The organism is Rhizobium sp. Pop5 (genome assembly GCF_024721175.1).
Lineage (GTDB): Bacteria > Pseudomonadota > Alphaproteobacteria > Rhizobiales > Rhizobiaceae > Rhizobium.
In genome coordinates this window covers 3,470,299-3,484,614 of record NZ_CP099399.1, presented here as the reverse complement: position 1 = coordinate 3,484,614, position 14,316 = coordinate 3,470,299, and the positions used below count along the sequence as shown (strand labels likewise).

General features: G+C 61.3%; 10 protein-coding genes and 1 pseudogene. 5 read left to right on the top strand and 6 right to left on the bottom strand.

Going from position 1 to position 14,316, the window contains the following annotated elements; translation table 11 throughout:
* Positions 1-43 precede the first annotated feature (43 nt).
* From lysS to NE852_RS19285, 5 genes are all read right to left on the bottom strand, one after another.
* On the bottom strand, positions 44-1,540 hold the full coding sequence (lysS, locus tag NE852_RS19305; RefSeq protein ID WP_258155953.1) for a lysine--tRNA ligase: 1,497 nt from the start codon (positions 1,538-1,540) through the stop codon (positions 44-46).
* 22 nt (positions 1,541-1,562) lie between these two features.
* Positions 1,563-3,017, bottom strand: coding sequence for a glutamate--tRNA ligase (gene gltX / locus NE852_RS19300; protein ID WP_008533392.1), 1,455 nt, complete (start codon positions 3,015-3,017; stop codon positions 1,563-1,565).
* Between the two features lie 247 nt (positions 3,018-3,264).
* A complete protein-coding gene (locus NE852_RS19295; protein ID WP_008533391.1) occupies positions 3,265-4,014 on the bottom strand; it encodes a TerC family protein in 750 nt (249 codons plus the stop codon).
* Positions 4,015-4,170: 156 nt separating this feature from the next.
* On the bottom strand, positions 4,171-5,010 hold the full coding sequence (locus NE852_RS19290; RefSeq protein WP_258155952.1) for an AraC family transcriptional regulator: 840 nt from the start codon (positions 5,008-5,010) through the stop codon (positions 4,171-4,173).
* A gap of 174 nt (positions 5,011-5,184) precedes the next feature.
* Positions 5,185-5,865 carry a TetR/AcrR family transcriptional regulator gene (locus NE852_RS19285; RefSeq protein WP_008533389.1) on the bottom strand — a complete coding sequence of 227 codons (681 nt, stop codon included), beginning with the start codon at positions 5,863-5,865 and terminating at the stop codon, positions 5,185-5,187.
* Positions 5,866-6,016: 151 nt separating this feature from the next.
* Between NE852_RS19285 and NE852_RS19280 the strand changes: the two genes are divergently transcribed.
* The 5 genes and pseudogenes from NE852_RS19280 to xylA all read left to right on the top strand — a co-directional run bounded on the left by NE852_RS19280 (position 6,017) and on the right by xylA (position 13,067).
* Positions 6,017-7,237, top strand: a complete 1,221-nt coding sequence (locus tag NE852_RS19280) for an HlyD family secretion protein (protein WP_008533387.1) — start codon at positions 6,017-6,019, stop codon at positions 7,235-7,237.
* A 25-nt stretch (positions 7,238-7,262) separates the two neighbouring features.
* A pseudogene (locus tag NE852_RS19275) lies at positions 7,263-8,863 on the top strand (DHA2 family efflux MFS transporter permease subunit).
* A gap of 203 nt (positions 8,864-9,066) precedes the next feature.
* Entirely contained in the window at positions 9,067-10,092 is a 1,026-nt protein-coding gene (locus tag NE852_RS19270) for a LacI family DNA-binding transcriptional regulator (RefSeq protein ID WP_008533382.1), read from the top strand.
* Positions 10,093-10,111: 19 nt separating this feature from the next.
* Positions 10,112-11,566, top strand: coding sequence for a xylulokinase (gene xylB, locus NE852_RS19265; RefSeq protein WP_008533379.1), 1,455 nt, complete (start codon positions 10,112-10,114; stop codon positions 11,564-11,566).
* Positions 11,567-11,756: 190 nt separating this feature from the next.
* Entirely contained in the window at positions 11,757-13,067 is a 1,311-nt protein-coding gene (xylA, locus tag NE852_RS19260) for a xylose isomerase (RefSeq protein WP_008533378.1), read from the top strand.
* Between the two features lie 58 nt (positions 13,068-13,125).
* On the opposite strand, the gene NE852_RS19255 is transcribed toward xylA, so the two are convergent.
* Positions 13,126-14,157, bottom strand: a complete 1,032-nt coding sequence (locus NE852_RS19255) for a LacI family DNA-binding transcriptional regulator (protein WP_008533377.1) — start codon at positions 14,155-14,157, stop codon at positions 13,126-13,128.
* Positions 14,158-14,316 lie beyond the last annotated feature (159 nt).

Genomic DNA, 14,316 nt, shown 5'->3' with positions numbered 1-14,316 from the left:
GGAGCGCCAGCCGGCACTCCGCTTCGTTCTTATGTGCTTCTTATCAGTCGGCTTTGTTGCGGCGCGCCGGGAATAGGATGACGTCGCGGATCGACGGCGCGTTGGTCAAAAGCATGATGAGACGGTCGACGCCGATGCCGAGACCGCCGGCGGGCGGCATGCCCTGGTCGATCGCGTCGAGGAATTCCTCGTCCAGCTGCTTTTCCTTCTCGCCGCGGGCATGCGCCTGTTCGAGCTGCTCCACCATGCGGCGGCGCTGCTCCTCGGGGTCGTTCAGCTCGGAGAAGGCGTTCCCGAGTTCCCAGGCATTGCAATAGGTCTCGAAACGTTCGACCAAACGTGGCTCGCCCGGCACTTCCTTGGCGAAGGGCGAGATGTCCTTCGGGAAATGCGTGACGTGGGACGGCTGGATCAGCGTGGCTTCAACCTTTTCCTCAAAGATGAAGGCGAGACATTCGCCCCAGGTCCAATCCTTCTCGACCGCGAAACCGGCAGCCTTGGCGGCGGCGCGGGCCTCTTCGTCGGTCTTGATAGCGAGGAAATCGATGCCGGTCGCTTCCTTGACGGCATCAGGCATCGGAACGCGCTTGAACGGCCCCTTGAAAGACATGGTCTTGTCGCCGAAGGGGAATTCCGTCGTGCCGTGGATGGAGAGCGCCAGGCTCTCGAACAGCCGCTCGACGAGGTCCATGACGTCCTCGTAGTCGGCATAAGCCCAATAGCACTCCATCATCGTGAATTCGGGATTGTGCCGGGTGGAGACGCCTTCGTTGCGGAAGTTGCGGTTGATCTCGAAGACCTTGTCGGTCAGGCCCGAGACCAGCGTGCGCTTCAGGAACAGTTCCGGCGCGATGCGCAGGTACATGTCGAGCTTCAGCGTGTTGTGATGCGTCTTGAACGGCTCGGCGGTGGCGCCGCCGTAGACCGAATGCAGCATCGGCGTCTCGACTTCCATGAAGCCGTCATTTTCCATGAAACGGCGGATGCCGGAGACGATCTTCGAGCGCTGCTGGAAGCGCAGCTTCGAATCCTCATTGGTCATGATGTCGAGATGGCGCTTGCGATAACGCAGCTCGATGTCGGAGAGACCGTGCCACTTCTCGGGCATCGGCAGCAGCGACTTCGTCAGCATCTCGATCTTCTGCGCGTTGATCGTCAGTTCGCCGCGCTTGGTGCGGCGCACGATGCCGGTGACACCGATGATGTCGCCGATATCGATCATCGGCAGCAGGGCGCGAGCTTCCTCGCCGGTAACATCCTTGTGCGAGAAGATCTGGATCTTGCCCGAGGCGTCGTGGATATCCATGAACATGCCCGAGTTGCGCGAGGAATAGACGCGGCCGGCGACGGTGACGATATCCTGCGTCTCGACGTCGGGTTCCAGGCTCTCGTATTTCGTACCGAGCTCGGCATTGGTCAGCGTGCGATGGAAATGCGCCGGGTAGACCTCGCCGATCTGCTCGCGCAGCAGCTTCAGCTTCTGGGCGCGCACTTCCGTTGCGTCGGAGGAGAGGGTGTTTTCGGTCTTGTTGTCAGCCACTGTCGAGATCCTCTGACTGTTCTTACTTTGCGCCGACGAGGGCGGCGACCGCCTGGGCGGCGAGCTTCAGGCGCTGGCGCACGACGGATCGGCCGAGGATCGCCATGGAATCGAAGAGCGGCAGCGAGCGCGACGAGCCGGAAACGGCAACGAAGAGCGGGGCTACCACGACCTTCAGCTTCTTGCCCATGCGGTCGGCGACGGCACGCAGTTCGGCTTCGATTGTCTCGACGTTCCATTCCAGGATCTTTTCGAGATCCGGCTGGACGGTGTTGAGGATCTCCAGGATCTCTTCCGGCGGCGACTTGATCTTGGCGAAATCGGAGGGCTGCAGGCCGAGGTCGGACTTCAGCAGGAAGCCGGCGAGATCGGGCAGCTCGCCGAGCTTGGAAATGCGCGTCTGCGACAGGCGCAGGCCGGCCGTCAGGCGCTCGTTTTCCATCGCCCAGGCAATTACGCGCGCCTGGAATTCTTCTTCGGACAGTTTTTCGCGGATCCAGCGGCCGTTCAGCCAGTCAAGCTTCTGGATGTCGAAGATCGCGCCGGCCTTGGAGAGATTGTCCGGATCGAACTTTTCGGACAGTTCTTCCATCGTCAGAAGCTCTTCGCCTTCGGCGATCTGGATGAAGAACAGGCCAAGGAAGTTCATCAGCGCTTCGGGGATATAGCCGAGCGCGGTATAATAGGAGATTGAAGTCGGGTTCTTGCGCTTCGACAGCTTCGACTTGTCGGCGTTGCGCATCAGCGACAGATGCATGAAGACCGGCTGGTCCCAGCCGAAATAGCGATAGAGCAGGATGTGCTTCGGCACCGAAGCCAGCCATTCCTCACCGCGCGCCACATGGGTGATCTTCATCAGATGATCGTCGATGACATTGGCCATGTGATAGGTCGGCATGCCGTCGCCCTTGATGAGCACCTGCATATCCACAGAATCCCACGGGATCGACACGTCGCCATAAACGCCGTCGGTAAAGTCGCAGGAACCTTCCGTCGGAATCTTCATGCGGATGACGGAGCTTTCGCCTGATGTCATCTTGGCCGTGACTTCTTCAGCTGTAAGGCTCAGGCAGAGGCCGTCATATTTCGGCTGCTTGCCGGCGGCGCGTTGCGTTTCGCGCATCTGCTCCAACCGCTCGGGCGTGCAGAAGCAGCGGAAGGCGTGGCCCCTGTCCAGCAACTCCTGTGCGTAGGGCTGGTACATCGGCTTGCGGTCGGACTGGCGATAGGGGCCGTAAGGGCCGCCGATATCGGGGCCCTCCTTCCATTCCAGCCCGCACCACTTCAGCGCGTCCAGCACTTTCGTCTCGAATTCCGGGGTCGAGCGTGTCGCATCCGTGTCTTCGATGCGCAGGATGAACTCGCCGCCGTGCTTCTTGGCGAAAAGATAGTTGAAGAGAGCGATATAAGCGGTGCCGACATGCGGCTCGCCGGTCGGCGAGGGAGCGATGCGGACGCGGACGCCGGAAGCTGTCATTGTATGTGCCCGTCAATGAATGCCGGACGGTTCTCGCTGGAATGCGACGTTCGACCGGAAGGATGCAGATATCTTCATCGGCAAACCGGCCGAAAAAGGGCATTCGCCCGCACCATTCGCCGATCGTCCGTTCGGCTGGCCTTAGGCCATATTCAACCCGGCGCGTCAAGAAAAACCGCGTCCGCAAGGGCTCATGGCGCTGCGGGGAGGGCGCGCGCCGGTTGCGGCACGCCCTCCCGCATCAGCCTCAATGCGCGCCGCCGCGTTTCCGCTTGCGGGCGTTGCGTGCAAACATGTTCAGCACCTCGACCAGCGCGGAGAAGGCCATGGCAGCGTAGACATAGCCCTTCGGCACGTGGAAGCCCATGCCTTCGGCGATCAAAGTCGTGCCGATCATCAGCAGGAAGGCGAGCGCCAGCATGACGATCGTCGGGTTCCTCTCGATGAAGTTGGCAAGCGGGGTCGCGGCAACAAGCATGACGGTGACGGCTGCGATGACGGCGATCACCATGATCGGCAGATGCGGCGTCATGCCGACGGCGGTGATGATGCTGTCTACCGAGAAGACCAGGTCGAGCAGCAGGATCTGGCCGATGGCCGATGCAAAGCCGGTCGTTACCGATGTGGCAATGAAATCTTCCTGATGGTCGATGGGATCGACGCTGTGGTGAATTTCCTTGGTAGCCTTCCAGACGAGGAACAGGCCGCCGCCGATCAGGATCAGATCCTTCCAGGAGAAGCCGTGGCCGAAGGCTTCGAAGAGCGGTTCGGTCAACTGTACGATCCAGGCGACGGTGCCGAGCAGCGCCAGGCGCATGACGAGGGCAAGGCCGATGCCAATCTTGCGGGCTTTCTCGCGGTGCTCGGGCGGCAGTTTGTTGGTCAGAATGGAAATGAAGATGAGGTTGTCGATACCGAGAACGACTTCCATCACCACCAGAGTGATGAGCGCCACCCAGGCGGCCGGATCCTGAATGAGCGTCATGATTTCCTGCATCAGCGTATACCCTCTTTGCGTCACATGATGAGACGACGCGCGCAATGTAATGTCGCCTGCCCGTCAGACAAGCGCCGTAAGGGGGTATACGAAACTGATGCGACTTTTATTCCCTGGAGTATGATGTCTTCCGAAAACCGCCCGCACTTTTCGGCATCATGCTCTGATCGGCAACCAGATCTCGGTGACGCCCATGCCGGTATAAGGATCGAAGCGCTCATCGTAGCGCTCGAACATATCAGGCGTGTCGCCGTGCTCCAGGCCGGAGGTTGGCCACCAAGTGTCGAAAATCCGGTGCATGGTCGACGGGATGCCTGAGACATGGCCGCGATGGCTGAAGACGACGTAGCGCTGGCCTGGAAGCTTGAGCGTCTTGAAATCCGCTGGCAGGTCGCCGGCATCGGAGATTTCTGCGGCGGCCATATAGCGGAATTTTTCCGTTTCCCCGTCGATATGCGTGCAGATGCCATAGGCGACATTGCCTTTCTGACCTGGGATATGGCCAAAATGAGCATTGAACTTCTGCCAGAGGGACGGGATGGCGGCATTGCCGCCATAGGGGTAGATCTCCTGCAGGCCGGCAAAGAGCATCGGTTGAAGGGTTTCGAAGCGGGGCGGTTCGAGGTCGTTAAGGCGGGCGGGGTCCATTCTGATCGGCTCCAGTAAAACAAGATTGCGGGCGTGCCCCTGTCTGCGCACCGCATCCGGCGTCATGCCGAACTGGTCGCGGAAGGCACGGGTGAAAGCCTCGTGCGAGCCATAGCCCGCACAAAGCGCAACCTCGAGAATGGTGGACGAACCGCCGACGAGCGCAGGCACGGCGCGGCTGAGGCGCCGCCCTCTGATATAGCCGCTGATCGAGTGGCCGGTGACGAGCCCGAAGACGCGCGACAGATGGTAACGCGACAACCCGGCTGCTCCGGATATTTCTTCCAGCGATAGATCGCTTTCGAAATGGCTCTCTATGAACCAGATCGCCCGTGCGATGGCGCTCATTCTCACTCCCTACAGCGCCGCGCGTCCTTTGAGACGCGCAAAGGACGCTGTAGCACTTTGAATTGCTGCATAGTTATGCAGCGGTTGCGGCTTCTTCCTTAGAGAAAAGCCGGCAGCCGGGTTTGATCGTTATTGCGGAATTTTGGGCGATGAAAGGCTGCCGTCAAGGACGGCTCAGGCGTTCTCGTGCTGGCGCACACCGTAGGCGGCCATGAAGACCCGGATGGCGCCGCGGATGACACGCTCGATTTCGTCGCGCGGTGGCGGCTCTTCCATGCTTCCAAACAGGCGAAGCTTGAAGAAGCTGCCGCTGGCAAGATCGAGAAACTGACCGGCGGCCAGTTCGATATCGTCAATCTCAAGCGCGCCATCGGCGATGCGCCGTTCCAGGAAGTCGCGCAGGACGGTGCGCAGGTTTTCAGGCCCCTTGAAGAAGCGCTGACAGAGGACCGGCATGCGATCGCGAACACCAAGAACGGTGCGCATCGCGCTGATGACCTTTTCGTCGGTCATATGGGTGACGAAGCTGATGCCGAATTCGTACAGGCCGGCTTCCGGATCGTCGTGTTCGGCAAGCGCCGTGCGCATGGTCGCCAGGAAGGTGGCGCGCTCGGCCTCGATCATCGCCGAAAACAGTTCTTCCTTGTTGGTGAAATAGACGTAGAGCGTACCCTTGGAGACACCGGCCTCGCGCGTCACGTCGTTCATGCTGGCGGCGTCGAAGCCCATCTTCATGAAGACGCGTTTGGCGCCGGCGAGAATCTGCTGGCGCTTGTTCGGATCTTCGCCCGCGGCAAATCGGCCTCCGGCAGCGGGAGGACTGAATACGGCGGCGTTGTCGGGTTTAAGCGTCATATCTCCTTAACCGTATTTACGGTTTCGCATTTTCCTTAAAGAAATCGAACCGATTGGTTCTATACATCTTGATATGACGATAGAACAGGTTTATGTCAACTGAACCGAACCGTTCAGTTCGATTATTTACTCCAAGATCGGTAAAGTGGCCATGTCGAGCAACCAGAAGAGCAACGTCGCGCGTATTGTCAGCGAAAATGCCGAGGCCGAAGAGGCAAAGGCCGATGTCGCGGTCGTCGCAGACGCTCCAAAGTCGGAAGCCCGCGAAACGCCGCCAGCGCCAGCCCAGTCGGCGCCGGCCCAGGCTCCGGTTGCCCCTCCCGCTGCCGCGAAAAAGCGCCGTAGCCCGGTGCTGCCGATCGTCGTGCTCGCCCTTCTGGCGGGCGGCGGCTGGTATGGATACGAATGGTGGACGAACGGCCGGTTCATGGTGTCGACCGACGACGCCTATATCGAAGGCGATATCGCGACCATCTCGCCGAAGGTTACCGGCTATGTCGCGAAGGTGAATGTTGTTGCCAACCAGGAAGTCAAGGCAGGAGATATTCTCGCTACCCTTGATAACGGCGACTACCAGAATGCCCTCGAACAGGCGAATGCCCAGATCGCGACCGAGCAGCTTTCGCTGAGCCGTATCGATGCGCAGATCGAAGGCGCCAAGGCGAGCCTCGTGCAGGCTCAGGCGCAGAAGACTGCCCTTGAAGCCACGGTTCGCGGCGCGGAAATCAAGCAGAAGCGCCAGAGCGACCTGCAGGCAAAGTCGGTCGGCACCACCGCAGATCTCGATGATGCCAATACCGCACTCGATCAGGCCAAGGCCAATCTCGCAGGTGGCGATGCCAATATCGTGGCTGCGCAGGCCAATATTGCCATCCTCGAAGCGCAGCGCAAGGAGGCCGAAGGCTCGGTCCGCTCGCTGGAGATCTCTCGAGACAAGGCCGCCCGCGATCTCTCCTTCACAGTGCTCAAGGCGCCGTATGACGGCATCGTCGGTAATCGCTCGGTCCAGGAAGGCGATCTCGTCTCGCCCGGCCAGCGCCTGATGGCGCTTGTGCCGGTACATGAACTCTATATCGACGCCAATTTCAAGGAAACGCAGATCCAGCATCTCGTTCCCGGCTCGAAGGTCAACGTCCACGTCGATGCCTATAGCGATCATCCTGTCGTCGCCACCGTCGAGTCGATCTCACCGGCGTCCGGCTCGGTCTTTTCGCTGCTGCCGCCGGAAAACGCCACCGGCAACTTCACCAAGGTGATCCAGCGCGTACCGGTGCGCATCGCGCTGCCGCAGGATGCCCTCGATAGCGGGCGCCTGCGCGCGGGCCTCAGCGTCGTCGTCGACGTCGATACGCGTACAGCGCCGAGCAAGTAGCCTTTTAAAGGGCGGAGGTGGTCCGATGGCCGGGAGCGCGACAGCAACAGCAGGAACGATTCCGGCAGCGCCTGCCCATGCGGGGGATCGCATGGATCCGAAGAAGCTCATCGCTTTCTTCGCGATGGTGCTCGGCATGTTCATGTCGATCCTCGACATTCAGATCGTCTCGGCCTCGCTTGCCGAAATCCAGGCCGGCCTTTCAGCCGGCAGCGACGAAATCGGCTGGGTGCAGACGGCTTATCTGATCGCCGAAGTGATCATGATCCCGCTTTCGGGCACGCTCGCCCGCATTATCTCGACGCGATATCTCTTCGCGATCTCGGCCGCCGGCTTCACCATGGCGAGCGCGCTCGCGGCGACGGCTACGAATATCGATCAGATGATCGTCTACCGCGCCATCCAGGGTTTTATCGGCGGCGGCATGATTCCGTCCGTCTTCGCGGCCGCCTTCACCATCTTCCCGCCGTCGAAGCGCAGCATCGTCTCGCCGATCATCGGCTTGATCGCGACGCTGGCGCCGACCATCGGCCCGACCGTCGGCGGCTATCTCAGCCACGCCTTCTCCTGGCATTGGCTGTTCCTCGTCAATATCGTTCCCGGCATCATCGTCACGCTCGTCACCTGGAACTTCATCGATTTCGACAAGCCGGAACTGTCGCTCTTCAAGAAGTTCGACTGGTGGGGATTGATCTCGATGGGCGTCTTCCTCGGCACGCTGGAATATGTGCTCGAAGAGGGCAATTCGAACGACTGGTTCAACGATAATTCCATCGCCATTGCAGCGGTTGTTTCCGGCATCGCAGCGATCGTCTTCTTCTACCGCGCCTTCTCGGTGGAATTCCCCGTCGTCGATCTCAAGGCTTTTGCGAACCGGAATTTTTCGTTCGGCTCTGTCTTCTCCTTCATCATGGGGATCGGGCTTTACGGCCTCACCTATATTTATCCCGTCTATCTCGGGCGCATACGCGGCTATGATTCGCTGATGATCGGCGAGACCATGTTCGTCTCGGGGCTTGCGATGTTCTTCACCGCGCCGATCGCTGGGCGGCTGTCGACCAAGATGGACCTGCGCCTGATGATGGTGATCGGCTTCCTAAGCTTCGCCGCCGGCACGTTCATCATGGTGCATCTGACGGCGGACTGGGATTTCTACGAGCTGTTCATCCCGCAAATCCTGCGCGGGTTCGGCCTGATGATGTGCATGGTGCCGATCAACAACATTGCGCTCGGTACGATGCCGCCCTCGCGCATTCGCGGCGCATCCGGCCTGTTCAACCTGACCAGAAACCTCGGCGGCGCTGTCGGCCTCGCCGTCATCAACACGGTGCTCACCAACCGGCAGGACGTGCATTACGAGCGGTTGCGGGAGAATATGGATTGGGGCAATCCGGCGGCGATCGACCAGATGAACAACATGACCGCCAATTTCAACACCTATGGCATGGATGGTGCTTCGGTCGCGATCAAGCAGATGGTCGGCCTTGCCACCAGACAGGCGGTTATCCTTTCCTTCAGCGATGTGTTCCTCATTCTGACCGCGCTTTTCGTTGCGATGATCTTTGGTGTCGCCATGATCAAGAAACCCGCGCCGCAAGGCGGGGAGGAGGTGGCGGCGGCCACTGACCTCCGGCCTGCCGCCCCTTGAAAAGGCCCTCTTCGGAGGGCCTTTTTGTTTGCCGTTTTCGGGGTTATCGTGTCATCAGCCGTATGATCGGTGGTTGACTCGGCGGGCCGCAAGACCGGAAAAATGACGTTGAATCCGCCTCCTTCGATTTTTTGATTTACGTACATCAAAATTGGCGCTAATGGTCTCGCCAGGAGGAATGATGAGGCCAACCGTTCACGATATCGCCGCTGCCGCAGGCGTCAGTCTCGCGACTGTCGACCGGGTTCTCAACCATCGTCCCGGCGTGCGCCACGTCACGCGGGAAAAGGTCGAGACCGCCATTCGCGAGCTCGGCTATATCAGGGATGTTGCCGCCGCCAACCTCGCCAAGGGGCGCACCTATCCGCTGGTCTTCATCCTGCCGGCGAGCGACAATTCCTTCATGCACGGGCTCAATGCCGAGATCCGGCAGGCGATTCTCCGCTCGCCCGCGGAGCGCACCGACATCCGCACCATCGAGGTCCCGGCCTTCGATCCCGCCGCGCTCGTCGCCGTGCTCGAAGAACTTTCCCGGGAAAAGCCTTGCGGCATTGCGATGGTTGCGACCGATGCGCCCGAAGTGCGTGCCGTCGTCGACAGGCTGGTGCGCGCGGGCTTTCCCATCGTCACCCTGGTTTCCGACCTCACCGGCTCGCTTCGCCATCACTATGCCGGTGTCGACAACATCGCTGCCGGTCGCACGGCTGCGCGCCTGCTCGGCCGGTTTCTCGGCCCGCGACAAGGCGAGATCGCGGTGCTTGCCGGCTCCATGCTGGTGCGCGACCATCGCGAGCGGCTGGAGGGCTTCACGTCCGTGATGACCGAGGAATTTCCCGATCTTGCGATCCTGCCGGTTCTTGAAGGCCGCGACGATCCCGAGATCGCTCATATGCTGGTTGCCGATGCACTATCGAGAAACGCCGGCATCATCGGCGTCTACAGCCTCGGCGCCGGCAATCGCGGCCTGGTGCGGGCGCTGAAGGAGAAGGCCGTCGACCGGACGCTGACCGTTATTGCTCACGAACTGACTACCCATACGCGCGCGGCACTCATCGACCACACGATCGATGCGATCCTCAACCAGGACGCCGGACATGAGGTGCGAAGCGCGGTCCGCGTACTGAAAGCCAAGGCGGACGGGCTTGCCGTCATTGAAGCGCAGGAACGCATCCGCCTCGACATATTCCTGAAAGACAATCTGCCGTAACGGCAAAGGAGAATACCAGATGTATCTCGGTCTCGATCTCGGAACCTCCGGCGTCAAGGCGATGCTGATCGACGGCGATCAGAAGATCGTCGGCTCCGCCAATGGTTCGCTCGACGTCTCGCGTCCGCATTCCGGCTGGTCGGAGCAGGAGCCGGCCCACTGGGTGCGCGCCACGGAAGAGGCCGTAGCCGGCCTCAAGGCAAAACATCCCAAGGAGTTCGCCGCGGTCAAGGGCATCGGCCTTTCCGGGCAGATGCATGGTGCGACGCTCATCGATGCCTCCGACAAGGTGCTGCGCCCCTGTATCCTGTGGAACGATACGCGCAGCTACGTCGAGGCCGCAGCCCTCGATGCCGATCCGCGCTTCCGCGCGCTTACCGGCAACATCGTCTTCCCGGGCTTCACTGCGCCGAAGCTCGCCTGGGTCGAGAAGCACGAGCCCGAAATCTTCGCCAAGATCGCCAAGGTTCTGTTGCCGAAGGACTATCTGCGTCTTTGGCTGACCGGCGAGTATCTCTCTGAAATGTCGGATTCGGCCGGTACCTCCTGGCTCGACACCGGCAAGCGCGCATGGTCCTCTGAACTGCTTGCCGCCACCCACCTTTCGGAAGAACAGATGCCGGCGCTTGTCGAGGGTACAGAACAGGCCGGCACGCTGCGGCCTGAACTGGCGGCGCAATGGGGTATCTCCGGGACGGTCGTCGTTGCCGGCGGTGCGGGCGACAACGCGGCTTCGGCCTGCGGCATGGGTACAGTCAGCGATGGCGCCGCCTTCGTCTCGCTCGGTACGTCGGGCGTGCTTTTTGCTGCCAACGGCTCCTATCTGCCGAAGCCCGAAAGCGCCGTGCATGCCTTCTGCCACGCGCTGCCGAACACCTGGCACCAGATGGGCGTCATCCTGTCGGCCACCGACGCGCTCAACTGGCACTCCGGCGTCACCGGCAAGTCGGCGGCTGATCTCACCGGCGAACTCGGCGAAACGCTGAAGGCGCCCACCGGCGTCACCTTCCTGCCTTACCTCTCAGGCGAACGCACGCCGCATAATGATGCCGTCATTCGCGGCGCCTTCATCGGCCTCGAACATGAAAGCAGCCGCGTCGTGCTAACCCAGGCCGTACTCGAAGGCGTGGCCTTCGCCATCCGCGACAATCTCGAAGCGTTGCGTTCGGCCGGTACCGGCATCTCCCGCGTCACGGCGATCGGCGGCGGTTCGCGCTCGCGTTACTGGCTGGCCTCGATCGCGACCGCGCTCGGCGTTCCGGTCGATCTGCCCGCTGATGGCGATTTTGGCGCAGCCTTCGGCGCAGCACGCCTCGGCCTGATCGCGGCAACGGGCGCGGACCCGATCGCAGTCTGCACGCCGCCGGTGACGGCAGGGACGATCGAGCCGGCAACGGCGCTGAGCGGTGCTTATGAGGATGCCTATAAGCGCTACCGGGCGCTTTATCCGGCGATCAAGTCGCTGGCGCATTGAGAACTGGAGCCTGTGGCCCCCTCATCCGACCCTTCGGGCCACCTTCTCCCCGAGGGGAGAAGGAAAAAGAGGCGCTGCAACCCGTCTCTTCTCCCCTCGGGGAGAAGGTGCCGGCAGGCGGATGAGGGGGCCTCTGGCGTAGACCAACGACTGAGAACTTCGAAAAGATACGAACCCAAGGAGACCCAGTATGAGCACCGGATTTTTCGGCGATATCCAGAAAATAAAGTACGAGGGGCCGGACAGCACCAATCCGCTGGCCTTCCGCTATTACCAGCCGGACGAGATCGTCCTCGGCAAGCGCATGGAAGACCATCTGCGTTTTGCGGTGGCCTATTGGCACACCTTCACCTGGCCGGGCGGCGATCCCTTCGGCGGCCAGACCTTCCTGCGCCCCTGGTTCGAAGACACGATGAAGGCTGCAAAGCTCAAGGCCGACGTCGCCTTCGAATTCTTCTCGCTGCTCGGTGCGCCCTACTACTGCTTCCACGACGCCGACGTGCGCCCGGAAGGCAAGAACTTTGCCGAGAACACCAAGAACCTCAACGAGATCGTCGACTATTTTGCCGAGAAGCAGGCCGCAACCGGCACCAAGCTGCTCTGGGGCACGGCGAACCTCTTCTCCAACCGACGCTACATGTCGGGTGCGGCGACCAATCCGGATCCCGATGTCTTCGCTTTCGCAGCCGCGACGGTGAAGACCTGCATCGATGCCACGCAGAAGCTCGGCGGTGAGAACTACGTGCTCTGGGGCGGCCGCGAAGGCTACGAGACGCTGCTCAACACGGATCTCAAGCGCGAGCTCGACCAGCTCGGCCGCTTCCTCAACCTCGTCGTCGAATACAAGCACAAGATCGGCTTCAAGGGCACGATCCTGATCGAGCCGAAGCCGCAGGAGCCGACCAAGCATCAGTATGACTACGACGTCGCGACCGTCTACGGCTTCCTCAAGAAGCACGGTCTCGAAAACGAGGTGAAGGTCAATATCGAGCAGGGCCATGCGATCCTTGCCGGTCATTCCTTCGAGCACGAGCTGGCGCTGGCCAATGCGCTCGGTATTTTCGGCTCGATCGACATGAACCGCAACGACTACCAGTCCGGCTGGGATACCGACCAGTTCCCGAACAACGTTCCCGAGATGGCGCTCGCCTATTACCACGTTCTGGCAGGCGGCGGCTTCAAGACCGGCGGCACCAACTTCGATGCGAAGCTGCGCCGCCAGTCGCTCGACCCGGCTGATCTGCTGATCGGCCATATCGGCGGTATGGATTGCTGTGCCCGCGGCCTGAAGGCAGCCGCCAGGATGATCGAGGACAAGGCTCTGTCGCAGCCGCTCGCCGATCGTTACGCCGGCTGGGAATCGGCCGAGGCGCAGAAGCTCTTCCGCGGCGAATATTCGCTGGACGAGATCACGAACTGGGTCGAAAGCAAGGACGTCAATCCGCAGCCGAGATCCGGCAGGCAGGAACTGCTCGAGAACGTCGTCAATCGTTACGTCTGATGACAGGCGCCGGCGGCCATGGGTCGCCGGCGCTATTCTTCCGGCCGCTACTGCCGGCTCAACGCTTCAACCAGTTGCGCGACGGTGCGGAAACTGAATTTCGCACCACCAGATCCGGCCTCAGCAGAATTTCCGTTTCGGCCGGCCGGCCGTCGGACAGGAGTTCCAGCAGCAGCGCCATCGCCTGTTTGCCGATCGCCGTTCGTGGCTGGCGGATCGTGGTCAGCGACGGCGAGATGAAGACGGCCTGCGGCACGTCATCGAAGCCCGTCACCGAGAAATCCCGGGGAATATCGTAACCTCGCGCGCCAAGCCCGACCATGACGCCGATCGCGGTCTGGTCGTTGACGCACATGAAGGCGGTCGGAAGCGTGTCGCGCATGAAAAGCTGTTCGACCGCATGTCGTCCGCTTTCGATGGTGCCGTCGCCTTCGAGCACGATCCTGGTGTCTGGCGGGACGCCGGCGGCGTCCAGGCCGGCATCGTAACCCATGCGGCGCCTGGTGTAGGCGAGCCGGGTGCGGGAATCGCCGATGAAGGCGATCTTGCGATGTCCCTCGGCCAGCAGCAGGTCCACGGCCTTTCGCGCGCCCTCGGTGTCATCGACGCCGACATAGGGAATGCCGCCGTTGAAGACCGGTTCGAAAACGCCGACGCTCGGCGGCAGCCGGGCGGTCATCGTCTGGTGGCCGAAGGGGAGGATGCCGGTGAAGAGGATCAGGCCGGCGGCCTGATTGGAATTGAAGAACTTCAGATATTCGAGGCCCCGCTGAGCATCGTTCTGGGTGTGGCCGATCAGGATGCCGTAGCCATGGGCGCGCGCCTCGTTCTCCAGTCCGACGAGAATGTTGGAGAAGTTGGGATCGCCGATATCGGGCGCCACCACGAGGATCATGTTGGAGCGGCCGAGCCTCAGGCTGCGCGCCATGGCATTGGTCGTATAGCCGGTGATGGCGATCGCCTGGTTGACCTTGAGCCGCGTCGAGTTGGCGACCTTCTCCGGCATGTGGATCGCCCGGGAAACCGTCGCGATGGAGACCTCGGCGATCCGGGCGACGTCTTCGATTGTTGCGGGCGTAGAATTCGACACTGGCTCTGCCTTGGGGCTGTCTTCGCCGCGACACTACACAGACTTGCCGATAGGTCAAAGGCAGGCTTCGACGGTTCTGCGTAAATCCACCATGTAAACCTTTACATAGGTGATGTAAAGGTTTACACAAAGGTCAAAGCGGACGGGAGCCGCGAGTGC

Bases quoted from the DNA above. Each gene is read 5' to 3' on its own strand.
- gltX (WP_008533392.1), bottom strand. From the start codon at position 3,017: ATGACAGCTTCCGGCGTCCGCGTCCGCATCGCTCCCTCGCCGACCGGC.
- NE852_RS19295 (WP_008533391.1), bottom strand. From the start codon at position 4,014: ATGCAGGAAATCATGACGCTCATTCAGGATCCGGCCGCCTGGGTGGCG.
- NE852_RS19290 (WP_258155952.1), bottom strand. From the start codon at position 5,010: ATGAGCGCCATCGCACGGGCGATCTGGTTCATAGAGAGCCATTTCGAA.
- NE852_RS19285 (WP_008533389.1), bottom strand. From the start codon at position 5,865: ATGACGCTTAAACCCGACAACGCCGCCGTATTCAGTCCTCCCGCTGCC.
- NE852_RS19280 (WP_008533387.1), top strand. From the start codon at position 6,017: ATGTCGAGCAACCAGAAGAGCAACGTCGCGCGTATTGTCAGCGAAAAT.
- NE852_RS19270 (WP_008533382.1), top strand. From the start codon at position 9,067: ATGAGGCCAACCGTTCACGATATCGCCGCTGCCGCAGGCGTCAGTCTC.
- xylB (WP_008533379.1), top strand. From the start codon at position 10,112: ATGTATCTCGGTCTCGATCTCGGAACCTCCGGCGTCAAGGCGATGCTG.
- xylA (WP_008533378.1), top strand. From the start codon at position 11,757: ATGAGCACCGGATTTTTCGGCGATATCCAGAAAATAAAGTACGAGGGG.